This window comes from Ruegeria sp. AP7 (assembly GCF_056539905.1).
Genome location: NZ_JBQFVT010000005.1, coordinates 181,462 through 203,407, shown reverse-complemented (window position 1 = coordinate 203,407; position 21,946 = coordinate 181,462). Strand labels below are relative to the sequence as shown.

Annotated in this window: 21 protein-coding genes; 9 read left to right on the top strand and 12 right to left on the bottom strand. The window is 55.4% G+C overall.

Going from position 1 to position 21,946, the window contains the following annotated elements; all coding sequences use genetic code 11:
• Positions 1-12: 12 nt before the first annotated feature.
• The 5 genes from ACR0KN_RS12060 to ACR0KN_RS12040 all read left to right on the top strand — a co-directional run bounded on the left by ACR0KN_RS12060 (position 13) and on the right by ACR0KN_RS12040 (position 5,064).
• On the top strand, positions 13-270 hold the full coding sequence (locus ACR0KN_RS12060) for a sarcosine oxidase subunit delta (protein ID WP_480608030.1): 258 nt from the start codon (positions 13-15) through the stop codon (positions 268-270).
• Positions 257-3,124, top strand: a complete 2,868-nt coding sequence (locus ACR0KN_RS12055; RefSeq protein ID WP_480653775.1) for a 2Fe-2S iron-sulfur cluster-binding protein — start codon at positions 257-259, stop codon at positions 3,122-3,124. Before ACR0KN_RS12060 ends, ACR0KN_RS12055 begins: the two co-directional genes overlap by 14 nt.
• 1 nt (position 3,125) lies before the next feature.
• Positions 3,126-3,623: a sarcosine oxidase subunit gamma gene (locus ACR0KN_RS12050; protein WP_480653773.1), complete on the top strand. Its 498-nt coding sequence runs from the start codon at positions 3,126-3,128 to the stop codon at positions 3,621-3,623.
• Between the two features lie 14 nt (positions 3,624-3,637).
• Positions 3,638-4,051 carry a RidA family protein gene (locus ACR0KN_RS12045; RefSeq protein ID WP_480653771.1) on the top strand — a complete coding sequence of 138 codons (414 nt, stop codon included), beginning with the start codon at positions 3,638-3,640 and terminating at the stop codon, positions 4,049-4,051.
• An 80-nt stretch (positions 4,052-4,131) separates the two neighbouring features.
• Positions 4,132-5,064 carry an AEC family transporter gene (locus ACR0KN_RS12040; RefSeq protein ID WP_260026967.1) on the top strand — a complete coding sequence of 311 codons (933 nt, stop codon included), beginning with the start codon at positions 4,132-4,134 and terminating at the stop codon, positions 5,062-5,064.
• A 14-nt stretch (positions 5,065-5,078) separates the two neighbouring features.
• On the opposite strand, the gene ACR0KN_RS12035 is transcribed toward ACR0KN_RS12040, so the two are convergent.
• The 7 genes from ACR0KN_RS12035 to ACR0KN_RS12005 all read right to left on the bottom strand — a co-directional run bounded on the left by ACR0KN_RS12035 (position 5,079) and on the right by ACR0KN_RS12005 (position 12,919).
• Positions 5,079-6,368 carry an amidase gene (locus ACR0KN_RS12035; protein ID WP_480653768.1) on the bottom strand — a complete coding sequence of 430 codons (1,290 nt, stop codon included), beginning with the start codon at positions 6,366-6,368 and terminating at the stop codon, positions 5,079-5,081.
• Positions 6,365-7,558 (bottom strand): YlbE family protein, encoded by a 1,194-nt coding sequence (locus ACR0KN_RS12030; RefSeq protein WP_480653766.1) that lies wholly within the window; start codon positions 7,556-7,558, stop codon positions 6,365-6,367. The genes ACR0KN_RS12035 and ACR0KN_RS12030 overlap by 4 nt, the downstream gene beginning before the upstream one ends.
• Positions 7,555-8,181 carry a hypothetical protein gene (locus ACR0KN_RS12025; RefSeq protein ID WP_170475220.1) on the bottom strand — a complete coding sequence of 209 codons (627 nt, stop codon included), beginning with the start codon at positions 8,179-8,181 and terminating at the stop codon, positions 7,555-7,557. The genes ACR0KN_RS12030 and ACR0KN_RS12025 overlap by 4 nt, the downstream gene beginning before the upstream one ends.
• Complete coding sequence (locus ACR0KN_RS12020; protein ID WP_319544545.1) at positions 8,181-8,813, bottom strand: hypothetical protein; 633 nt, start codon at positions 8,811-8,813, stop codon at positions 8,181-8,183. The genes ACR0KN_RS12025 and ACR0KN_RS12020 overlap by 1 nt, the downstream gene beginning before the upstream one ends.
• Positions 8,810-10,192, bottom strand: a complete 1,383-nt coding sequence (locus tag ACR0KN_RS12015; protein ID WP_480653763.1) for a Rieske 2Fe-2S domain-containing protein — start codon at positions 10,190-10,192, stop codon at positions 8,810-8,812. Before ACR0KN_RS12015 ends, ACR0KN_RS12020 begins: the two co-directional genes overlap by 4 nt.
• Positions 10,193-10,435: 243 nt before the next feature.
• Positions 10,436-11,896: an aldehyde dehydrogenase family protein gene (locus ACR0KN_RS12010; protein WP_480653761.1), complete on the bottom strand. Its 1,461-nt coding sequence runs from the start codon at positions 11,894-11,896 to the stop codon at positions 10,436-10,438.
• A complete protein-coding gene (locus tag ACR0KN_RS12005) occupies positions 11,897-12,919 on the bottom strand; it encodes a succinylglutamate desuccinylase/aspartoacylase family protein (RefSeq protein ID WP_480653759.1) in 1,023 nt (340 codons plus the stop codon).
• A 125-nt stretch (positions 12,920-13,044) separates the two neighbouring features.
• Here ACR0KN_RS12005 and ACR0KN_RS12000 point away from each other — a divergent pair, with 125 nt between their 5' ends.
• The 3 genes from ACR0KN_RS12000 to ACR0KN_RS11990 are packed head-to-tail and all read left to right on the top strand — an operon-like array spanning position 13,045 to position 15,256.
• Positions 13,045-14,139 (top strand): pyridoxal phosphate-dependent aminotransferase, encoded by a 1,095-nt coding sequence (locus ACR0KN_RS12000; RefSeq protein WP_480653757.1) that lies wholly within the window; start codon positions 13,045-13,047, stop codon positions 14,137-14,139.
• Positions 14,139-14,687: a decarboxylase gene (locus ACR0KN_RS11995; protein WP_170544048.1), complete on the top strand. Its 549-nt coding sequence runs from the start codon at positions 14,139-14,141 to the stop codon at positions 14,685-14,687. Before ACR0KN_RS12000 ends, ACR0KN_RS11995 begins: the two co-directional genes overlap by 1 nt.
• Positions 14,684-15,256 (top strand): thiamine pyrophosphate-dependent enzyme, encoded by a 573-nt coding sequence (locus ACR0KN_RS11990; protein ID WP_480653755.1) that lies wholly within the window; start codon positions 14,684-14,686, stop codon positions 15,254-15,256. The genes ACR0KN_RS11995 and ACR0KN_RS11990 overlap by 4 nt, the downstream gene beginning before the upstream one ends.
• On the opposite strand, the gene ACR0KN_RS11985 is transcribed toward ACR0KN_RS11990, so the two are convergent.
• The 5 genes from ACR0KN_RS11985 to ACR0KN_RS11965 all read right to left on the bottom strand — a co-directional run bounded on the left by ACR0KN_RS11985 (position 15,243) and on the right by ACR0KN_RS11965 (position 20,924).
• The gene (locus ACR0KN_RS11985; protein ID WP_480653753.1) at positions 15,243-16,133 is read right to left on the bottom strand and encodes a LysR substrate-binding domain-containing protein; all 891 of its coding nucleotides are present in this window, start codon (positions 16,131-16,133) and stop codon (positions 15,243-15,245) included. The two genes, ACR0KN_RS11990 and ACR0KN_RS11985, sit on opposite strands and share 14 nt — an antisense overlap.
• A gap of 69 nt (positions 16,134-16,202) precedes the next feature.
• Entirely contained in the window at positions 16,203-16,784 is a 582-nt protein-coding gene (locus tag ACR0KN_RS11980) for a helix-turn-helix domain-containing protein (protein ID WP_480653751.1), read from the bottom strand.
• Positions 16,785-16,957: 173 nt separating this feature from the next.
• Positions 16,958-17,737, bottom strand: a complete 780-nt coding sequence (locus ACR0KN_RS11975; RefSeq protein WP_010441544.1) for a carnitinyl-CoA dehydratase — start codon at positions 17,735-17,737, stop codon at positions 16,958-16,960.
• 3 nt (positions 17,738-17,740) lie between these two features.
• On the bottom strand, positions 17,741-19,756 hold the full coding sequence (locus ACR0KN_RS11970) for an acetate--CoA ligase family protein (RefSeq protein WP_480653749.1): 2,016 nt from the start codon (positions 19,754-19,756) through the stop codon (positions 17,741-17,743).
• A 7-nt stretch (positions 19,757-19,763) separates the two neighbouring features.
• A complete protein-coding gene (locus ACR0KN_RS11965) occupies positions 19,764-20,924 on the bottom strand; it encodes an acyl-CoA dehydrogenase family protein (RefSeq protein WP_260026939.1) in 1,161 nt (386 codons plus the stop codon).
• A gap of 96 nt (positions 20,925-21,020) precedes the next feature.
• On the opposite strand from ACR0KN_RS11965, the gene ACR0KN_RS11960 reads away from it, so the two are divergent.
• Entirely contained in the window at positions 21,021-21,938 is a 918-nt protein-coding gene (locus ACR0KN_RS11960) for a GlxA family transcriptional regulator (RefSeq protein WP_480653747.1), read from the top strand.
• Positions 21,939-21,946: the final 8 nt, after the last annotated feature.

Sequence of the window (21,946 nt, the reverse complement as noted above, 5' to 3'; positions counted from 1 at the left end):
AGGGTAAGGTTCATGATGCTAATTCCCTGCCCATTCTGCGGCAAACGTAATGAAAGCGAATTTATCTTTGGAGGCGCGGTCGGTGCAGACCGCCCCGACCCGAACAGCGTTAGCGACGCGGAATGGGTCGAGTATCTGACCGTGGTGCCAAACCCCTTAGGCCCGGTTCAGGAACGGTGGTGGCATGCGCGAGGTTGTGGCGAGTGGGTCACGATTTGGCGTGATACCCGGACCCATGACATCGTGGAGGCCCCAGATGACTCAGAATAACCGCTGTGCATCTGGTGGGCGGATTGATCGAAGCCGAACTCTGCGATTTACCTTCAATGGCAAATCCTATGAGGGGTTTGAAGGCGATACTCTGGCCACGGCCTTATTGGCCAACGGTGTTCGTGTTACGGCGCGCAGTTTTAAGTATCACCGCCCTCGTGGCATTGTTGGTCATGGTCCCGAAGAACCCGCGACAATGGTGGAGCTGGATGGTGAGGATGCCTCGGGAAACCGCCCGGCAACCACCGTCCCTTTGCGCGACGGGCTAAGCGCGCGTTCGGTGAATTGCTGGCCATCGCCCGAGTTTGATCTTGGCAGTGTTAATCAACTGTTCAGCCGTTTCATACCGGCCGGTTTTTATTACAAGACGTTCAAATGGCCCAATTGGCATCTTTTTGAGCCTTCAATTCGCAAAGCTGCCGGGTTGGCTGCTGCACCGGCTCAGCCGCCATCCTCGGGGCATTTCGAAGCGCGCCACGCCCATGCTGATGTTTTGGTCGCTGGCGCAGGCCCCGCCGGATTAAAGGCAGCGCTTAAGGCAGGACGGGCGGGTAAGCGCGTATTCCTAGCCGACGAAGGCTCAGAGGCAGGCGGCAGCCTGTTGAACCGCGATCTTTCCATCGATGGGCAACCTGCAATGGGTTGGGTGGAGGCTGCCGTTCAGGAGCTGCGCAAGATGGCCAATGTCACCCATCTGCAGAATGCGACTGTCTGGGCATATCGCGAACACAATTTGATGATTGTAAATGAGCGTAATCCTGTACAGGGAAGCATCATTGAGCGTTCTTGGCGCGTGAGGGCGGGGGAAGTGGTTATCGCCACAGGCGCAACCGAACGTGCCATGGTATTCAGCAACAACGACCGGCCCGGGGTTATGTTGGCATCGTCGGTACAGGCTTACTGCAACCGTTGGGGGGTTACCCCCGGAAAAAGAGTGGTCCTGTTTACCAACAACAACAGTGTATATGCGGTCGCCTCTGATCTGATCGCGGCAGGGGTGCGGGTTGAGGCTATCCTCGACAGTCGCTCAAGCGTACCTCAGGCCGCACTGGAATTGGTGCCCGAAATCACTGTGCAATCTTCAACCGTTGTTGGAGATGTGCGCGGTCATAAAGGGGTCAAAGCAGTAAAAGCCGTTTCCACATCGGGTTCTGTAAACTGGATTGAATGCGATTTGCTTGCGCATTCAGGGGGATGGAACCCGACTGTACATTTGTGGTCTCAATCTCGCAGCACGCTAAGGTTTGACGAAGATTTGGCTGCCTTTCTTCCTTATCAACCAGTGCAGAACTGCACAGCGGTTGGCGCAGCGGCTGGGCAACTGACACTTGATCAGATTATCGATGGGGGTGAGGAGCTTGTATATGAGATCGAACCTCTTTGGCGGGTAGACCTACCTGACCAGCGCGGAAAGGCGTTTCTGGATATTCAGAATGACGTGTCTGTCAGTGATGTGCATCTGGCTTTGCGCGAGGGCTATGACAATGTCGAACACGTCAAACGCTATACCACCGGCGGCATGGGTATTGATCAGGGTAAGACCGGGAACATCAACATCATCGGCACTGTTGCGATGCAAAAAGATGTGCCGTTGCAAGAGGTCGGAACAACCACTTTCCGCTCGCCCTACACGCCTGTGTCCTTCGGTGCGATCGGCGGGCTACGCGAGGATTCGGTTCTGTTCCCCTATCGGAACACGCCAGTCACCCAGTGGAACAAAGACAATGGTGCGGTCATGTATGAGGCCGGTGCGCGTTGGCGGCGACCGGGTTTTTTCCCTCAACAGGGTGAAGGCCTGCAAGACGCAGTGAACCGTGAATGCCGTGCCGTTCGGAAAGGCGTTGGCGTCTATGATGGCTCACCGTTAGGGACATTCGAGTTGAAAGGCCGCGATGTCCCGCAATTCCTGGATTTTATCTATGCGAACGTGATGTCTACGCTGACGCCTGGCAATGGTCGTTACGGGCTGATGCTATCGGATGATGGGCTGATCTTGGATGATGGCGTGGTGTTCCGGCTTGATGAACACAGATGGCTTGTTTCCACCTCTACCGCTCATGCGGATTCAATAAATCAGCATATGGAAAAGCTGCTTCAGACAGAATTCCCGGATTGGCAGGTGATGATCACGACAGTGACAAGCCAATGGAACAACGCCACGATTTGCGGCCCGCGCGCGCGCGATGTGATGCAGGCTATTGGCACAGATGTCGACCTCTCGCCCGAGGCGTTTCCATTCATGTCTTTCAGGGATGGGACCGTCGCAGGTTTTCCCGCGCGCATCGTACGCGTCAGTTTCACGGGTGAACTTTCCTTTGAAGTCAATGTTGCCCCACGCCACATGGCGGCGTTATGGGCCAAGGTGATGGAAGCAGGCGCCCCCTTTGGGATCCTCCCGGTGGGCTCGGAATCGAACCACGTGCTGCGCGTCGAAAAAGGTTTTCTGTCGCTGGGACACGAAGTCGACGGCACAGTGGATGCCTATGACCTTGGGATGGGTTGGGCAATGTCGAAGAAAAAGACAGACTATCTTGGCAAACGCTCAATACAGCTGCGTCGCGAAGGAAAAGCAATTCGGCGGGAGTTGGTGGGCATTCTACCCGAAGATCACAACAGGCAAGTGCCAGAAGGCGCGCCGCTAACCCCCGGTGGCCTTAAAGAGGCCACCGAAGGCCTTGTAACTGCCTGCGTCTGGAGTGTTGTGAACGATCGCTGGGTCGGGTTGGCATTGCTGAAGAATGGTCATAGCCGACACGGGGAAACTGCTCATGTCCGCCTGAAAGATGAAGTGATCCCGGTCAAAATCACCAAGCCGGTGTTCCACGATCCCGACGGCAAGCTCTTGAGGTCCTGAGATGACTTATGACGTGGCAATAGTGCGCCAACCCCTAAACGCGCTGTTTGATCTCAAAGGGAGTTCAGCTGCCATTCAAAACTGGGCAGCTGATGTTCTGTCGACACTGCCAGAGCGGCCAAACTCGCGGTCAGGTCAAGCTTCAGTCGAATTGTATTATGTCGGGCGAAACCACTGGATCGCGCGCGCTCCGCTGGAGCAGGAAGCCGAACTGGAGAAACGCCTCAGCCCAACCAATTGCCCGGCGGAAATCAGCATCGTGCGGGTTTCGGATACGCTGACATTCTTTCGAATGACCGGTCCGCAAGCGGATGAAGTGATGTCCATTGCGTGTCCGTTGGATATACATGAAACTGAGTTCGGCGAAGAAACCGTGACCTATACTGAATTGTTTGGCCTCAAAGCACTAATTATGCGGTGTGAAGATGGTTTTGAATTTGCCGTAGAGCAGAGCTTTGGCGATATGGTCGAGGATTATCTTTCCCGTGCCGTCGCTTAGAGGGAAAAAAGCGAATGGCACGAACACATATTCACAAATATCAAACCCGCTATCACGCTCAGGCGACCTATTCCAAGGCGATCCGGGCGCGGGGCGATTTTGTCTTCATGCAGGGCCAAGTTGGAACCTTGCTGGATGGGACACTCATCGGCGAAGGTGATCCTGGTGCCCAGGCGGATCAGGCCTGCCGCAATATTCAACGCTGGATGGAAGAGGCCGGAGGCAGCCTTGCCGATGTTTGCAAGCTGACGGTCTATGTCACTGATATTTCCTACCGGCCCGCCGTTTACGAGGCGATCAACCGCTGGTTCGAGGGCGTGCATCACTGTTCGACCGGGGTTGTCGTGCAAGGCTTGGCCGACCCTTCACTGTTGATTGAAATTGATGCAATGGCTGTGATCGACGAAGACACGGACGAAAGCGCTTGAATGGGTGGCGGTCGAGTTGTGTAGAATATCACTGTATGACAGTATGTCGAAGTGCAGCCCAGATTTATTATTGATTTGAGATGCTTACAATTCTGACTTCGATATTACCGATCTTTTTGATTATTGCGTTGGGTCTGGCCCTTCGTAAAGGTGGAATTCCCAGCACCGATTTCTGGAACCTGAATGACAAGCTGGTTTATTGGGTTTTGATGCCCTGCCTGTTATTCACGAAGATCTCGTTATCGCCGTTAGATAAATCTGCGCTTGGCCTTTATTCGATGACCATATTGGGTGGGTTTTTGGCGGCGCTGGTATTTGCAGTCATCAGTGCCCGTCTGATGGGATATGCGGCACCGCAGGCGACGTCGATCTTGCAGGGAAGTGCGCGACATAACTCATTCATAGGCCTTGCGCTTGCAGCCAATCTTTACGGTCCAGTGGGGTTTGACATCGCTATTCTGGCGACAGCCATATTGGTGCCTATCACCAACATCGTCATGGTGGTCATGATGGTGGGGGCATTGAAACAGGATTCTGCGACCCGATTGCCAGTCGCTATCCTGCGTGAGCTTGGGCGAAATCCCTATGTCATCTCGATCCTATTGGCGATTGGGGCCAACCAGATGATCGGTGACCGCATTCCTGTTGTCCACGAGGTGGCTGACATTCTTGGGGCGGGCGCATTGCCCATTACTCTGCTGGCTGTTGGCGCAAACCTGCGTGTCCGGGCGATGGCGGCGAGTGCGCTCCCTCTAATGCTGGCTATTGTCGGCAAGATGATGGTGTTTCCGGTTGCTGCGCTATGTATCGGAATACTTGTCGGGTTACCTCAGGATGTTTTGCAGATTGCCGTGGTCTATTCCGTGGTGCCTACGGGGGCTTCATCGTACACTTTGTCCAAGCAACTAGGCGGGGACGCGCCTTTGATGGCCGCAATCGTCACGCTTCAGACCTTGATAGCAGCCGTTAGTATACCAATTTCGTTGGCGATATTGTTGCCGTTAATCGGTTAGACGAACCGAAAAATTCAACCCAATGGGTTTAGGATGTTACTGACCCATTGCGCAATATCCAGTAGCCGGGCGTCACAGCCCTTTGGCGCAACAAGCTGTATCCCTAGTGGCAATCCATTTTGGTCGGTCCCAAATGGGATAGCTATTGAAGGAACCTGCAAAAGGTTCCACATGCGCGAGAACAAGGGATCTCCGGTCGCTTCCAGGCCCACCGGGGCCGGACCTGGCGCAGATGGCACCAGAAGGGCATCGGTATCCCCAAAAATCTGTTCCAATACTAATCCAGCACGATCACGGAGGATCAGAGCATGCTGGTAATCCACCTCGCTGATCTTTAACCCGGCTTCGGTCAGCGCGTGAAATTGAGGACTGATCGCTGGCAATCCTTTTTCAAATTCATCAAGGCGTAGTCGTGCGGCCTCGTAGGCCATAATGGTATGATGTGCCGCTGTTAGGTCAGCAAGGATTGCAGGATGGGCAATTTCACCAGCTTCCGATCCTGCGACTGCAATGGCGGACATAGCACGGGTGCAGGTGTCACGCATCTCAATCGAGCCATCCATCCAGTGTGGTCCGCGCATCAGGCTGATCCGCGGCAAACTGTCATCAAAACGCGCTGGTTGAGGCGGCTCGATGCCGCGTAGAACCGCATCGGTAAGTGCAAGATCATATGGATGACGGGCGAGTACCCCAAGCGTATCAAGGCTTGGTGACAACCCCATCACACCGGAAAGCGGGTAGCCATGGATCGTAGGGCGAAATCCATAAACTCCGCAATATGCAGCCGGTCGGATCAATGATGCCGCCGTCTGTGATCCAAAAGCCAGCGGAGCCATGAAATCAGCAACTGCTGCTGCAGAACCCGAGGATGAGCCGCCCGGAGTATGGCCTGGATTGTGCGGGTTCGCTGTTTTTCCGGGCCGGAAATAGGCGAACTCGGTCGTAACTGTCTTGCCGATAGGAATGGCGCCCACATCGAGAAGCATTTGAACGCAGGCCGCGTTCATTACCGGTTGTCGATTAGAATACAGGTCACTGCCCCAACCGGTCGGCATGTCATCGGTATCGATGATATCCTTGATTACGAATGGGACACCATGGAGCGGCCCGTCTGATTGCCGATTATCGGCAGCCAGTGCCCGATCCATGGCGCGATCTGCATCAAGGTACTCAAATGCCCCGAGCACAGGTTCGCGAAGTGCGATCCGTTCGAGATGTGCCTGCATGACCTCCGATGGCTTGACTTCTCTTATCCGGATCAGTCGGGCCAGGTCGTGCGCGCTGCGGCGACATAAATCACTCATGCCTTGAGTACTTTCACCGCAGCTGAAAATGGATCGACCGGCATGTCATAGATGCCACCACCCAACCGACCGGCCTGACCCAACCTATCAAGTATGCCAAGCCCAACTGCTGGACCAGAACCTTGCGCCACCGCTCCGCGCGCGGTTGAGCCAAGCCGAATATCCAGTGATCGAAAATAGGGATGAGAACCTGCTGACAGACCTGTCATCCGTGCGTTGGAATTGTCAGGTAGGTATGCGCCGAGAACCTTTTTCTGCTCGGGGCTAAGTTCGATGGCCATGGCACCAAGGCCAAAGGCCTCGACCACGGCGCTGTCTCCGATGGCGCCCAGGGCGCGGTCTTCGGGTAAGTCGGTATCGAAGCGACCCCTGGGCGGTGCTGCGGGAACCGTAAACCACTGTCCCGGCAGGCCCGAGATCTGAATGCCGACCTCTCGCCCATTTCCACCTGCTGCCGTCACAAAACTGGAGCCTTCGACACCTTCGGCAAGCTTCATCATTAGCTTGGTCGCCGCCATCCAGAGGTTCAGGAACAGCGAAGGAGAGTTCGCCATGAACTCCAGAACATCTTCGTCATTGATGCCATCGGATGTGCGATCCTTAAGTTCCTCAACCAACGCTTCTGTTGCGACGGGTGTGCGCCCGTGGCAATCATCGCCACCTACCAACCCCGTAACCGCCAATGGAACCAACGCAATCCCTTCGGCCAGACCGTTTTGCAGCACATCCAGAAAGCGCGTGTTCAGCCAGCGGATATGTTTGAGGACAGCGTCCGAGCGCAGACCCAATCGCAGCGATGGGCGTGCACCTCCATTGATGGGGGAGAAAACCCGTGTCTGACCGCGCCATGCGTCGTAGACCGAATGCAACGGCATGGAGGCGGACACCACGGCTGCCAGCGGTGTGACGACGTCGTGATCCTGTGCCGGGCGTAACGCGATCTCACCTGCCATGATCATCGCTTCGGCCTGATCAAAGTCGCGGGACAGACCTTCCCAAACTGCAGCAACACAAGCTGAATTGAGGATCGGAGCGGTGATATCTGTGGGGCGCGAAAAGGCTGGACCTGCGTGCAACAGTACATTTTCTGGCAGGTCAAGCGCGTCAGCTGCGGTGTTGAATCGATTCCAGACCGGTTGCGTGACCATCGCCCGATCAAAGGCCAACTGGTCCGACGAGTGCAGGGTCATGATCCCTCCGGAGGAATGATCCAAGTTTCCGAGAAATAGAGAAATGCGGTTGTGGTCTCGTACCCGGCCTGCACGCGCGTACCCAACTTGCCCGGCAACACGTGGCCATTGACGATGATCTGGGCCGCATGGGCAGGAACCAGTAGCGAGAACATGTTTTGCTCACCCGATGCGACCTCATGCGGGGACAGTTCCAATGCACGAGGTGCTTCGAAGCCTTCCCAAACCAGCTCAACCGTCAAAGGGCCGCCTGCAATTGTTTCGGTATACCGATGGCTCATCGGGTCGCCCGAACTGCGCACGGCATGTGCCCCAATTTCAGGCAGGGTTGCGAACGAAGGCGCATTGGCAAAGGCAGCCAGTTTACTGATAAAGTTCTTTTTCAGGAACGCGGTTAGTTCGGGATTGTCGCTGAGGATGACATTTGGGGCATTCGGTGGACCCTCAACCTGATCAGGCGATCCCAGAAGCAACAGCACCTGCCCCTGACCGACCGGAGACCAAGCCACCCGAAAGAATAGCGCCATGGCGCTAAAATTGCCATTCTCGTCTTTAAGCAGTATGCCCGGGTTTTCGCCTGTCCAGTCAACAACGCCGGGGGTGATGGGCTCGTTCAGGGGCATCAGGTGTCCTCCGCAGGGGTAACCCAGGTTTCCGAGAAGGCCAGAAAGGCCGTGCTCATCGTGCGTCCAAAGAATTGGCGATCTGCCACCTGACCGCGCAGGGCGGTGCCGTTGATCCTGACCTGAGCCTGTTTGGCCTCAAGAAATACGGAATACATCTCGTGTTCTTTGGTCGCCGAGTTTTCGCGTGTGACTTCCACCGGCAGCGGTGGCCCCATATCCTGCCAGATCATGTCCAATGTCACACCCGAACCACGCAAGGTCTCGGAATAGCGTGTCTTGAGGTCGCCGGGCCGCTTTTCAACGCTGTCACAATCCAGCCAGGTCATGGCCTGCAAGCCCGGTTTGCCAACAAATGTTGGCATCTTGGATACCCAGCCTTCAACGATCCAACGCATCATACGCTGGTTGTCGGTCATGATCAGGTTTGGGACTTTCGGCCAGCCGCTGGCCTCGTCCGGAGCGCCCAATACAATTGCTGCATGACCACGCCCATATGGCGACAGAACAACGCGAAAGAACAACGCCAGCGTATCGTAATGGGCCTGATCGGGCTGCTGTTTCAGATAGATGCCCGGGTTCTCGCCCGACCAATCAACCCGGCCGGGGTTGTGAGGGATTCGAGTGCTCATGACCAGCTTGCCTCGTATTCTTTCAAAGCGTTTTCGATGAAAGTGCGGCGCTCGAACCCCTGCAGATGATCGCCGGACTTCAGAATATCAGCAACCTTGAACGAGACTTCTTTCTGCAGGGCGCCATCATCACGACCTTCCTGCAACGGGATTTTCAACACGGTATCCCCGGCATAAGTCGGGATTATACCCTTGAAATTGTCAGTTGGCTGTGCAGGTGGAGTTCCATTTCCCAGGGCCCGGATTGCGTTGCGCAACATCCGGCGCGCCTTGGCCACGCCCCGATCTGTGAATGACAGGTTCTCTCGGGCATGGATGTTGATCGGGCCCTGGCTGACCCAAGCATCATAATCACCGGGATCGCGTTGCCGCATTTCATAGGGGCGATCCGGACCCTGGCCGTAGAAATCGGTTTTGCCAAAGCCCACTTCGTCCCGATTGGTCATGCCGCGCGGGTCGTCGTTGAACCGCTCTTCCCGAAAGTGACGCCAGGCGATGACCATGGTGTTGGTGTCATCAATCGGAGTGATCCATCGTGACAGCCCACCGCGTCCAAAGTACCTTGATCGATCCGGAATTGGGAAATGCCCGCCATTCTGAGTGAACGATGGCAACATGTGGTCATGTACTCGCACCCAGATGAAATCACCATCCCGACGCACATTGGTATAGAAATCGCCGGTCTGACTATCGTGAAACTCAATCATCGGCATATGCGCGAATGCTTCGTGGAACTGCACCCGCGCAGCCTTGGTGTGCAGATAGACCACATGAAACGGGTCCCACGCGTTCTCCATCACCTGTAGCCAGTTGCAAGGTGACTTGATGAGATACGGTACCAGTTCATCACCTTCATCATCGAAAGTATCCATAACCGGGAAAGGCGGTGTCTTATCTGCCGGACCCATATAGGCAAAAGCCAACCCTTTGTATTCGATGATCGGGTACGCCCCGAGACAGGCCTTTTTCTTGACCTGAGACGCAGGGGGTTCGCATGGTGTTTCCAGAACTGTCCCATCCAAACCATACTTCCAGCCATGGTAAGAGCAGCGAATGCCGCCTTCTTCCACGATGCCGAATTCCAGGCTCATGTTTCGGTGGCAGCAATGCAGATGGGTGCATCCCAGCCTGCCATTTTTCTTTTCGCGAAACAGGATCAGATCCTCGCCCAGAATTCGGAGGCGATAAGGAAGATCTCCAATTTGATCAGTCATGGCGACGGGCATCCAAAACCGGCGCAGATACTCGCCGCAGGGTGTTCCCGGACCAACCTCGGTCAATTCCGGGTCGTAGTTTTCTGACCAGACACCTTGCTGATCGTGACCGCGAAAATCCCCTTTTGGAACCGTGAATGGGCTGTTGTCAGATGGGGTGTTCATTTTTGGCCTTCCAGTCGTCGTGGCTTACGCACCCAGCGATTGGCTTCTGCATGTCTCGAACTCCCACTCGGGAATGACCTGCCGATGTCTCATGCCGGATATGGCTGGACGCTGCAGTGCGCGAATGCTCTGCAAATCTAGCGCTCTCTAATACATCATATTTTTTTATTGATAGTGCCATCCATATGTCAATTAATTATTTCTTCGCAATTCTGCGTCCTGCCAATTTTTCGGCCAACACAATTAAAGGAACGGGTTGGAGACAGGTGTTGTTCCGGTCCAGATTGACTTGACCTGCAGGAAATCGGTGATTGCGCCCGGCCCCAGTTCCCGCCCATATCCCGACAGTTTGACGCCACCGATCGGGCTACCTGGATCAACGCTGCGGTAGTGGTTGATGTAAACGGTGCCCGCACATATCGCTTCGGCAACTCGGGCGGCTTTCGCTGCATCCGTGGTCCAAACCCCGGCGGACAGTCCATAGTCGCTGTCATTAGCGAGCGCGATGGCTTCGTCCTCGGATTCAAATGTGGTGATTGAAAGCACAGGGCCGAAAACCTCTTCTCGCCAGATCTGCATGTCCGGAGAGACCTGATCAAAGATCGTTGGCCCGACATAGTAGCCGCCAATCCCTTTCACTGCTTGGGTGCCGTCCAGCAGGCAATTGGCGCCGTCTGCCTTTGCTTGTTCGATCATCGCAGTAACCTTTCTCAGATGCGGCTCATTGGCGAGCGGTGCAATCTGAGTGTTCGCGTCAAATGGGTCGCCTGGTTTCAGTGAACGGGATCGTTCCAGCAGTCGCGAGATCATTGCGTCTTTGATCCGAGCTTCGACAATTAGCCTAGAACCCGCGACACAAGTCTGGCCATTTGACAGGAAAATGCCTGACATCACTCCGTTGATCGCCGAATCCAGATCACAATCGGCGAACACAACCTGAGGCGACTTGCCGCCCAGCTCGAGCGTTGTGGGCACGACTTGACCCGCGGCAGCCTGAGCGACCTTGCGGCCACCGATATCTGAGCCGGTGAAACTTACTTTGCGTGTCAACGGATGCCGAACAAGTGCCTCGCCAACTTCGTGGCCCCATCCCGTCACCACGTTCAACACACCCGGTGGAAGACCCGCCTCGCAAACAAGTCGGGCGAATTCCAGGGTTGAGGCTGACGCCATTTCCGACGGTTTGACCACAACCGTGTTTCCCGCGGCCAGAGCCGGAGCCAGCTTCCATGCCAGGATCATCAGGGGCGAGTTCCATGGTGTAATTGCGACCACCACACCGTAGGGCGACCAGTGTCCTTCGCTTGTGACCCCAAGCGTGGAATTACTCTGCGGAACAGGGGCTAGTTTGCGCGCTTCGGCAGCAAAATGACGATACCAGGTATGCAATCCAGAAAATTGACCACGTACCTCGGTAATGCGCTTGCCATTATCCAGAATCTCCGGCTCAACAAGTTCTTCCCAACGCTCCTCAAGCATATCAGCCATAGTATCAAGCATGTCGGCGCGCCCTGAAGGATCAAGCTGGGCCCACGGCCCTGCGCGAAAGGCGAGGTCCGCATCTCGTATCGCTACATCTGCCTCAGTTGTGTCGCACTTGGCGATATGGCTCCAGACCTGCCCGGTTGCAGGATTGATACTGGGTATGGTGTCCCCTTGCCAATCTATGAACTTACCTGAAATGAATGGAGTGTAGGATCGCATTCAGTCTCCTTTCGATGCGTTCTGAGCTACCAGCGCCAGCAGGTCGCCCCGACACACCATCCCGCGATTGCCATGCGCGAGCACAAATCCGCTGTTGGGAAAATTTAGTTTCAGAGCGGGTCGGCCAGGATTATCGGGAAAACGCAGATGCCCCGCCAAATCACCCGCCTGAACTGCTTGCCCAGCACAAACATATCGGTCGAATAAGCCATTTTCGGGGGCATAGAGTGAGTCATGCGGGGATGCGATCTCAACCTGCCGCGGGGGTGTTCCAATACCAGAGCTGCCTTCTAGAAGCCCGAGTTCGGTTAGGCAGCGCATCAAACCTGTTTCTGCGGCATCTACAATTTCGGGTGTAATATTGCCGCCACCGCCTAACTCGGTTGCGATCATAGGAACACCTGCGCGCTCTGCTGCTGCGTTGACTGAACGATTGTCATTATGTGCGCCCAATACCCAGATCAGCGGCAATCCGAACGCGCTGGCCAGATCAAGGTTCGCTTTGGTCAGCTTGGGGTCAGCACAGCGCGACGCCAGTGCGCAAGGTGTAAAGACCGAAGCCTTGCCGCCCGAATGCAGGTCGATTACCGCATCAACACGTGGCAGCAGCACTGTTTCCATATAGTGCGCCAACATCGCCGTTGGCCCGCCGTCGGGGTCACCGGGAAAGGCGCGGTTCAAGTTTTGTCCGTCCAGCGGAGATACGCGTGAGGAGCTGGCGACTGCCGGAGCGTTCAGGGCTGGTATCGTGATGATCTGCCCGGCAATCTGTGAGGGGTCCAGCCGCTCGGCTAGCCGCAATATTGCAGCGGGGCCTTCGAATTCATCACCATGAGTTCCACCTAGCAGCAGAACCGTCGGGCCGTCAGATCCGCGAAGACTGGCGATCGCAATGGGGTGATATCCCAGTGGCACGGTGTTGTCTGACCACTTCAGCATTAAATCCCCGGTCTGTTTGCCCGGAGAATCCAGATTAATGGTTGCATGCACTCTGCTGGGTTGCGTTTGTTTCGCCTCTGCCATGGCAGGTCCTTTGTTCAATATGCTCCCCCATATACCATAATGTATTTGCAAGTGAATTGGCATATGAATAAATATGTGTGATATATTAGTTGAGCAGCGTGATTGATCCGTTTCGAGGAAGCAATATGACCATAGTTCTGGCAAAATCTGGAATCGAAAACATCAAGCCACATATGGTGGGTGCGCCGATAGAAGCCGGGCAACCTGCGACCGTGCTATTGAATTCCAACGAAAGTGTTTTTGGACCGAGTCCCAATGCGCGTGCGGCGGCGCGCGCCGCCATGAGCGATATTGAGCGCTACCTAGAGAACCCTGATCGTGTTCTTGCGCCTGCTATCGCGCGGCATTTCGATCTGGACGAAACATGGATAACAACGGGACAAGGTTCGGATGATTTGTTGGCTCGATTGGCCAGAGCCTATTTGGGGCCGGGCACCGAGCTGATCCGAAGCGCAAACGGATATCTAAAGGTTCCAAACTACGTTTATGCAAATGATGCCGATGTAATTTCAGTCGCTGATGACGGCTTCAAGCCTTCGGTTGACCGAATGATTGATGCCGTGACCAATCGAACGCGGATTGTATATCTTGCGAACCCGGAAAACCCCGCTGGAACCTATTTGAACGGATCGGAAGTTAGGCGGTTACACGCTGCGTTGCCCAAGGACGTGTTGCTGGTGATTGATGCGGCATACGAAGAATATGTCGACGCCGAAGACTATGAACCAGCGCACAAGCTGGTGGAAGAGGCCAGCAACGTTGTTATGTGCCGGACATTTTCTAAGATCTACGGCTTGGCCGGAGCGCGGGTAGGATGGGTGTTTGGCCCTCCGGATATCCTGGATAGTATTCGGCGTATTGCCTTGACCTTTCCCGTTGCTTCGCCTTCGGCGGTTGCAGCGATTGCAGCGCTTGAAGATCAGGCACACACACGCTTTGTGTTTGATGCCAATCAGCGTGGGCGCCAGTGGCTTTCCTCGGAAATGCAATCGCTGGGTCTCACGATAGTGTCAAGTCAGACCAATTTTCTTTTGGTCCATTTTCCAGATCCGGTGAAATCTGCCGAAGGGGTCGACCTCTTCTTGCGCCAGAATGGTATTGCAGTACGGCGTTTGGCCTCGGCTGCCTACAAGGATTATATTCGCATAACCATTGGGCGGTCCCATGAACTGCAAGCTGTGCGAGATGGTATAGCTGAATTTTTGAATGGGGCGGGCTAATGGGTGGATCACTTCAACCTGCCGCAAGTGCTCGGGATATTGCCTTTCCGTCGGGTGCTGGCATCATCGCCTGCATAAAGCAATCGGATATTCGGGAAATTGTTGCCCTGCCGGATATCGTCACAAGTGACGGTTTACTTTGGCCGATTTCGAAAGATCCCGATTTTCGCCTGACCCGCATCTGTAAAGAAGATGAGGGTGTTAGCATCTGTGGGGCGATGTCATACAACGGCACTCGGGCGTTATTGATGATGCAGCAAACCGGGTTGATGGATTCTCTGAACGCCATTCGGGCAATTGGCATGGACTATGAGTTGCCCATCGTCATGATGGTCGGATTGCAGGGAAAAGAGCCCGATGTGCAACCCGACCAATCAGCTTCATACGGGGTGCGGATTATCCAACCGGTGCTGGATGCGATGGAAATATCGCACTCACTAATCGAAGAGCCTGAAGATATTGATCATATTCCGCAAGCCGTCGATGAGGCATACAACGCGTCGTGCCCCCATGTATTCCTGATTGGACGGAGCCCGGAGGCAACATGATCATTGACCGTGATGATGCGCTTGCTGCGTTGATACCCCATGTGAATGAACGGGATATCGTTGTGGCCGTATATCAAAGCTGCTTTGATTGGCTGCAACTCAATCCTCGTGACTTGAACTATGTAGCGGTCGGAGCAATGGGTCAGGCCAGTTCACACGGTTTAGGTTTGGCGTTGGCCAATCCAGACAGGCGCGTGATTGTTTTGGATGGGGATGGCAGCCTGTTGTTGAATCTGGGTTCTCTGGTCACGATAGCAAACTCAGGCGTAACCAATTTGTATCACTTCGTGGCGGCCAACCGGGTGTATGAGGTGAATGGTGCGCATCCGCTGCCCGGCGCTGATCGGGTAGATTTCGTTGGGTTTGCGCGTTCAGCCGGATATGCCGGGTCACAGGGTTTTCGCGAGCTGAAACTGTTTGCAGACGCGTTACCATATATTCTGAATACGCCGGGCCCTCAGTTTGTTTCGATGGAGATTCAGCCGGGCAAATCCTATCCACGTGACTATGACTATATTCACAGCGCAAAGGCGCGACAAAGCTTTCGGGATGCGCTCAATCGGAGCTAAGCGTGTCCTTCGCTATTTCGAGAAAGATATTTGCAACAGCGGATAGTGGTCTGTTGTTGGACCAGAAAAGCACTGTTTGAAAATTTAGTGGTGCAGCAAACGGCAGTACAGCGCATCCTGGAACGGTTTCGGAAAGGCCTTTGGACATTCCAACAATCGACACTCCAAGCCCTCGCGCGACAAGACGACAGACGCCATCCGTAGTTCGAGTTTCATATTTTAGGCTACGCGAAATCGATTTGGCATCGAAAAAGCGGTCGACCTCGAACCGGAAGCGGGATGACCCCATGTAGGATATAAAACTCTCATCCGCCAAATCTCGTGCGTGAATGACGGATTTGTCTTCTAGCCGGTGGCCCTTGGGCAAAACGCAGTATACATCGTCATCCGACAGCATCAGGCTGTTAAAAGATGGGTTAGACGGGACGCTGGACGTAATCCCAAAATCAAAACTCTGCGATACCAGCCATTCCACTGAATCGTCATTGGCCTCAAATTCCAACCGCGCCATAGCCTCGGGGCAGGCCAATGCGAATAATCTGATCAGATCAGGGGCCAGTTGCGTTGCGAAGGCTGGGGTGGTCACCAGGCTTAGCCGCGCGTGTCCAAAACTGCCGATCGCTGTCGCCGCCTGCTTGATGTGTTCCATACCGCTGACGGCTTGGCGCACTTCCTGTACAAGCAGCCGCGCTTCGTCTGTTGGAACCAGGACCCTTCCTGAGCGTTGAAACAGAGCAAATCCGACTTCAGCCTCAAGATCTGCGATTAGCCGACTAACTGCAGGTTGCGAAATGCCCAGCATTGTCGCGGCTTCTGTTACAGATCCGGTCGATACCACGGATCGAAATGCATCGACCTGTCGAAAGGTAATTTTCATTCTCTAGGTCTTTTCACTCCCGGGTCACTTAGGCAAGGGTTCAGGCGCGGTGACGCCAGCAGATGGTCATTACTGTGGCCGGGTTGAAACGGTAATGAACTCTATCTCGTCCGATAGGATTTCGTGTACTCCGTGTGGTAGTTTGGCGTCAAAGCTAAGCGTGTCACCTGTTGCCATAAGAAATTCTTCGGCACCGCAAATATACCGGGCACGCCCATTGATCATGTATATGAATACATGTCCCTCGTGTTGGTATTTGGGCAAGGTGTTTTGGTCTTGCTTAGAAATACGGATGCGCGCGGATTGAAAGGACCCGCCCGGCCCGCTGTGCTTACCCAGTGTCAGGTAGTCATGTGCGTGGTCATGCGTAATCCGCCGTGACGGCAACCCTGTGCCTGCGGGAACATGGTGAACGTCTGCCGTGTGCTCGGAATGGCTGAACAACGCCATCAGAGATACCGACAAGGCATCGGCCAAAGCCTGCAATGTGCCAAGAGAAGGCGAAACGTGGCCGTTCTCGATTCTGCTGATCATCGCCGTCGACAGGTTTGCCAGAGTTGCCAGTTCTGTGACGGTCAGGTTTCGCTCTTGCCGCAGTCTTTGCAGAGTGCGACCGATCTCTAGTTCAGTCTCTGATTTTTTGTCCTGCATCAGGTCACGTTGATCCCAAATATATGCATAAAGCAATTTGTGACCTGATTTTCAGGCGTGTAAAGTATGATCTACTCAAAAATTGAGCTGACTTTGATGAACTAGCTCGACCTGTGTGATCAAGGGCTGTTCTTCTCGGATTCATTTACGTAGTTAGAAAACGAATGGGTTTGTTATTTCCCTTTCCAGACCGGGTCGCGCTTCTCAGCGAAGGCCCTTGCGCCTTCAAGCTGATCTTCACTGGAATAAAGTACATCTACCGTACGCAACTGCCGTTTGGTGATGCGGTTCATCGCATCCTGAAACTTGCTGTCTTCGGCTTCGCGCACAACTTCTTTGATCGCTGCATAGACAAGTGGTGGACCCGAGGCGAGCAGGCGCGCAAGCTCCCAAGCGCGATCCATGAGCTGATCGGAAGGCAAAATCTCATTGACCAATCCCCAGCGGTGGCCTTCTTCGGCATCGAACCAGCGACCTGTCAGAAGCAATTCCATTGCGATGTGATAGGGGATGCGTTTAGGCAGTTTGACGCTGGCGGCATCCGCGACGGTGCCAGACCTGATTTCAGGCAAGGCAAAGGTAGCGTGATCTGCGGCCAGAATCATGTCGGCTGAAATCGCAAGTTCCAACCCACCCCCGCAGGCAATTCCATTGACGGCGGCGATGACTGGCTTGTTGAGGTCGCGCAACTCTTGCAGCCCGCCAAAGCCACCCACACCATAATCCCCATCCACCGCGTCGCCGTCGGCGGCCGCTTTCAGGTCCCAGCCGGGGCAAAAAAACTTTTCGCCTGCACCAGTCAGAATGGCGACGCGCAATTCGGGGTCATCGCGAAACTCAGCAAAGACCTGCCCCATGACGCGGCTGGTGGCCAGATCGATGGCGTTGGCCTTAGGGCGGTCCAGAGTAACCTCAAGGATTGCGCCCTCGCGGCGGGTCTTGATCGGGTCCATATCTCAGGCCTTTCTGATTAGGGCATCCACTGCAACCGCGCGGGTCGGCGTGCAAAGAAGCGGGTTGATTTCGACCTCGCCGAGCGTATCGGCATTGTGCACGACATAGTTCTGAACGGCCAGAACAGCGGCAATGATCTCATCCATATCAGCCGCTAGTTGGCCGCGATAGCCGGCCAGAAGCGGGGCGATCTTTAGCGCGTCGAGCGCGCCACGAATATCATCGGGCGTCGTCGGTATCAGCAGCGAAGCGGTATCACGCAAGATCTCGGTCAGGACACCACCCGCGCCGAGGGTCAGAACAAACCCATGGGCGGGGTCGCGCACGACGCCGACCAGCAGTTCGGCCACGGTTCCCGAGATCATCTCTTCGATCAGGATCTCGTCGGTTCCGATTTCTGCGGCAACTTTCGGCACGTCAGAGGCCTGAACTCCCAGTCTCACGGCGGCGTGTTCGGACTTATGGGCAAGTCCGACGCCCTTGACGGCGAAAGGCGCGCTCATCTCGTGTGTCGCGCATTGGGCTTCTTCTGCGCTCCGAACCGAACGGTTCTGGGGCACACGCAGGCCATGACCTGCAAGTGCCTGCTTGGCGTCCGCTTCGGTCAAAGTTCGTTTGGCTTCCAGGTCGCCTGGCAAGCAGATTGGTTCGTGCGAAGGCGCACTGATCTGACCCGCGGCCCGAGTAGCAGCGAGAGTTTCACTTAAGCCCATGAACGGAACCACTTCACCCGCCATCAAGGTTTGCGCGACATCCTCTGGCAGCAACTCGGGCAAGGTCGCCGCCACAGCAAATCGTGCGCCGGTTTCTTCCCGCACCTTGAGTGCCGCGTTCGTTGCACAAGCCCAATCCGTCAAGTCGGTGGTTGGATAGTCGACGATCGAGATGGTCAGATCGATATCGTCCCCGGTCATCCCGGCCCAGGCCCTCGCCATTGCTGCTTCGTCGCGCCAGACATACGTGTGATAGTCGAGCGGATTGTTCAGCGCGACCATCGGACCAAGCGCATCGCGCAATCGGGTTTCTTTGTCTTCGCTCAGTTTGGGAAAGCTGAGGCCTGTGCCAACTGCCATATCCGCGATCAGGCTTGCCTCGCCTCCGGAACAGCTGATCGATGCAATGTTGGCTCCTGTTAACGGTCCGTAGCAGTGCAGCAATTTCAGCGTTTCTAAAAACTCTGGGAGAGACTGTAGTCGTGGGATGCCCAACCGGTTCAGCAAAGCCTGCGCGCCCGCGTCGCTGCCTGCCAGTGAAGCGGTATGTGACACAGTCGCTGCCTGCGCCTGTTCAGACGCACCAACCTTCAGCGCGATCAGGGGAACGCTTTTCTCAAAAGCCTTGGCGGCAAGGGCTTCCCATTCGCGGACATCCTTGAAGCCTTCGATATGCAGACCTACTGCAGTGACCCGCGGGTCATCGATCAGCGCTGCAGCGATCTCTGCCTGGCTGGTTTGTGCCATGTTTCCACAGGTCACCATATAGGCAATCGGCAGGGCACGTCGCTGCATCGTCAGGTTGATCGAGATGTTTGAGCTTTGGGTCAGAATGGCGACGCCGCGCTCAACTGGAACTGCTCCATGTTGGTCAGGCCATAACAGCGCCCCGTCCAACGCGTTGATAAAGCCATAACAGTTTGGCCCCAGAATGGGCATGGAACCTGCCGCTTTGATCAACTCTGATTGCAAGTCTCCACCCGTGTCATCCTCGGCCACAGCTTCCGAGAATCCAGATGCAAAGCAAACTGCACCACCGCTGCCCATTTCGGACAAAATCTGTACCGCCTCAATCGTGGCGTGTCGATTGATGCCGACAAAGGCGGCATCCGGGGCGGAGCGCAGGTCCTCAAGCCGCGCGTAGGCTCTGTGCCCTGCGAGTCCAGCCGCCTTGGGGTGAACGGGCCAGATGTCCCCGGCATAGCCCATACGTTGGGATTGCTGGATAACCTGCTGGCACCACGCACCACCGCCGATGACCGCTATGGATTTCGGACGCAGAAGGCGAGAGATATCCTTGCTCATCTACGCCTCAGGCACCCAGAGGCCGCAGCAGATCACGGCTGATGATGTGGCGTTGAATTTCGCTCGTGCCGTCCCAGATTCGTTCGACCCGCGCATCCCTCCAGAACCGTTCGATCGGGAAATCGTCCATCAGCCCCATCCCGCCATAGATCTGCAGCGTGGTATCCGTCACCCGCGCCAGCATCTCCGAAGCGTAGACTTTGGCCGACGCAATCTCGCGGTTTGAGGGCAAGTCCTGATCCAGTCGCCATGCGGCTGAGAGTGTCAGCCAATCGGCGGCGTCGATCTCGGTGATCATGTCGGCGATCTGGAAGCTAACACCCTGAAACTTGCCGATTGGTTGGCCAAACTGCTTGCGTTCAGCGGCGTAATTCAGCGCGTAATCAAAACAGCGCCGCGCCCGCCCGACTGAGAAGGCAGCGACCGTCAGGCGCGTCGCGTAAAGCCATTCGTTCATCACGGCGAAACCGCCATCGACCTCGCCCAAAACCTGTGCGTCTGGCAGGCGGCAATTGTCGAAGTACAGGATGTAATTCTTGTAGCCCTTGTGGCTTACCGAATTGTACCCCTCGCGCACCTCAAAACCCGGCGTACCCCGATCCACAAGGAAGGTGGTGATACGCTTTTTTGGGCCTTTCGGGGTTTCATCCACACCTGTTGCGATGAACACGATGAAGAAATCAGCATGTTCTGCGCCTGATATGAAGTGTTTCGAACCGTTTACGACCCAATCGTCGCCATCGCGAACCGCCTGGCATTTCATGCCTCGGACGTCCGAACCCGCGTCGGGTTCGGTCATCGCCAGCGCGTCCATTTTTTCACCGCGTACAGCGGGCAACAGATAGCGTTCACGCTGCTCGTCATTACACGCCATCAGAATGTTCTGCGGGCGACCGAAGAAATGGGTCAATGCCATGGACCCGCGACCCAGTTCGCGCTCAACCAGAGTGAAGTCGAGATGCGACAGACCTGCACCGCCCACTTCTTCAGGGAAGTTGCAGGCATAAAAGCCAAGATCGATGCACTTCCGCTTGATCTGTTCGCCCAATTCGGTCGGGACTTGGCCGGTCCGTTCGACCTCGGCCTCATGCGGATAGATCTCATTCTCGACAAAACTGCGCACGGTCGAGACGATCATGTCCTGTTCTTCGGATAAGCCAAATTGCATAACGCGGTTCCCCTGATGCCTGATTGGGAATGAAACGGCATTGTCTGGGCCTATGACATGCACTAATCGTAGCTTATCATGCAGAGTTAGAAAAAATTGACTCAGACCTACAACTTCCTGCTGTTCGATGGTTTCTCGAACCTGTGCCTTGCCAACATGGTTGAGCCGCTGCGCGCCGCGAACACTTTGGCGGGGCAGCATCTCTATGCCTGGCAATTCTATTCGCCTGACGGTGCACCTGTGGAAAGTTCCAGTGGGTTACAGGTGGCACCTCACGGTGCCATCGGGGCTGCAATAGGCGATGCTCTGATCGTCATGCCGTCATATGGATATCTGGAGCATTCTGTTTCCGAAACGTTGCGCGCTTTGCGTCGTGCGGCAAGTCGACATTCTCGGCTGGCTGGCCTGGATACCGGAAGTTGGTTGCTTGCTGATGCAGGTCTGTTGAACGGGTATCGCGCAACCATTCACTGGGATGAATTATCGCGGTTCGAAGAGGCATTTCCAGACGTTGATGCCCTGCAAGAGCGCTTTGTGATCGACCGCAACCGGATCACCTGTTCCGGCGCTATGGCGGCTTATGATCTGGCCACGGCGCTGATCCTTGCGGACCATGGACCATTGCTGTCGATGGAGGTCGCGCATCTTCTGATGAACCGTGGCGAACCAAGCGCTGCTTCGCCACGGATGAAATCCGAAGACAGGCTTGTGAATCGGGTGCTGGGCGTCATGCAGGGCACGTTAGATGCGCCGGTATTGATAAAGGATATCGCTCGCCAGCTTGGGTGTTCTCAGAAGAAGATTGAAACCCGGGTTTTGGCCGAGCTGGGCGTAACACCGCAGGCGCTCTATCGTCGCCTGCGTCTGAATCTGGCGCGCAAACTTGCGGTCGAGACCCAGCAATCCGTGGCCGAAATCGCCAGCCGCTGCGGGTATGAAAACCCCAGTGCCATGACGCGTGCGTTCCGGGCTCAATTCGGGCAGACGCCAACTGCCTATCGGAACGGCGGGTAGCTTCCGGA

What these genes read in the sequence shown, in the direction of transcription:
- ACR0KN_RS12040 (WP_260026967.1), top strand. Translation starts at nt 4,132, where the DNA reads ATGCTTACAATTCTGACTTCGATATTACCGATCTTTTTGATTATTGCG.
- ACR0KN_RS12020 (WP_319544545.1), bottom strand. Translation starts at nt 8,813, where the DNA reads ATGAGCACTCGAATCCCTCACAACCCCGGCCGGGTTGATTGGTCGGGC.
- ACR0KN_RS12045 (WP_480653771.1), top strand. Translation starts at nt 3,638, where the DNA reads ATGGCACGAACACATATTCACAAATATCAAACCCGCTATCACGCTCAG.
- ACR0KN_RS12025 (WP_170475220.1), bottom strand. Translation starts at nt 8,181, where the DNA reads ATGCCCCTGAACGAGCCCATCACCCCCGGCGTTGTTGACTGGACAGGC.
- ACR0KN_RS12015 (WP_480653763.1), bottom strand. Translation starts at nt 10,192, where the DNA reads ATGAACACCCCATCTGACAACAGCCCATTCACGGTTCCAAAAGGGGAT.
- ACR0KN_RS12010 (WP_480653761.1), bottom strand. Translation starts at nt 11,896, where the DNA reads ATGCGATCCTACACTCCATTCATTTCAGGTAAGTTCATAGATTGGCAA.
- ACR0KN_RS11980 (WP_480653751.1), bottom strand. Translation starts at nt 16,784, where the DNA reads ATGCAGGACAAAAAATCAGAGACTGAACTAGAGATCGGTCGCACTCTG.
- ACR0KN_RS11975 (WP_010441544.1), bottom strand. Translation starts at nt 17,737, where the DNA reads ATGGACCCGATCAAGACCCGCCGCGAGGGCGCAATCCTTGAGGTTACT.
- ACR0KN_RS11970 (WP_480653749.1), bottom strand. Translation starts at nt 19,756, where the DNA reads ATGAGCAAGGATATCTCTCGCCTTCTGCGTCCGAAATCCATAGCGGTC.
- ACR0KN_RS11965 (WP_260026939.1), bottom strand. Translation starts at nt 20,924, where the DNA reads ATGCAATTTGGCTTATCCGAAGAACAGGACATGATCGTCTCGACCGTG.
- ACR0KN_RS11995 (WP_170544048.1), top strand. Translation starts at nt 14,139, where the DNA reads ATGGGTGGATCACTTCAACCTGCCGCAAGTGCTCGGGATATTGCCTTT.
- ACR0KN_RS11985 (WP_480653753.1), bottom strand. Translation starts at nt 16,133, where the DNA reads ATGAAAATTACCTTTCGACAGGTCGATGCATTTCGATCCGTGGTATCG.
- ACR0KN_RS12005 (WP_480653759.1), bottom strand. Translation starts at nt 12,919, where the DNA reads ATGGCAGAGGCGAAACAAACGCAACCCAGCAGAGTGCATGCAACCATT.
- ACR0KN_RS12030 (WP_480653766.1), bottom strand. Translation starts at nt 7,558, where the DNA reads ATGACCCTGCACTCGTCGGACCAGTTGGCCTTTGATCGGGCGATGGTC.
- ACR0KN_RS12035 (WP_480653768.1), bottom strand. Translation starts at nt 6,368, where the DNA reads ATGAGTGATTTATGTCGCCGCAGCGCGCACGACCTGGCCCGACTGATC.
- ACR0KN_RS12060 (WP_480608030.1), top strand. Translation starts at nt 13, where the DNA reads ATGATGCTAATTCCCTGCCCATTCTGCGGCAAACGTAATGAAAGCGAA.
- ACR0KN_RS11990 (WP_480653755.1), top strand. Translation starts at nt 14,684, where the DNA reads ATGATCATTGACCGTGATGATGCGCTTGCTGCGTTGATACCCCATGTG.
- ACR0KN_RS12000 (WP_480653757.1), top strand. Translation starts at nt 13,045, where the DNA reads ATGACCATAGTTCTGGCAAAATCTGGAATCGAAAACATCAAGCCACAT.
- ACR0KN_RS12050 (WP_480653773.1), top strand. Translation starts at nt 3,126, where the DNA reads ATGACTTATGACGTGGCAATAGTGCGCCAACCCCTAAACGCGCTGTTT.
- ACR0KN_RS12055 (WP_480653775.1), top strand. Translation starts at nt 257, where the DNA reads ATGACTCAGAATAACCGCTGTGCATCTGGTGGGCGGATTGATCGAAGC.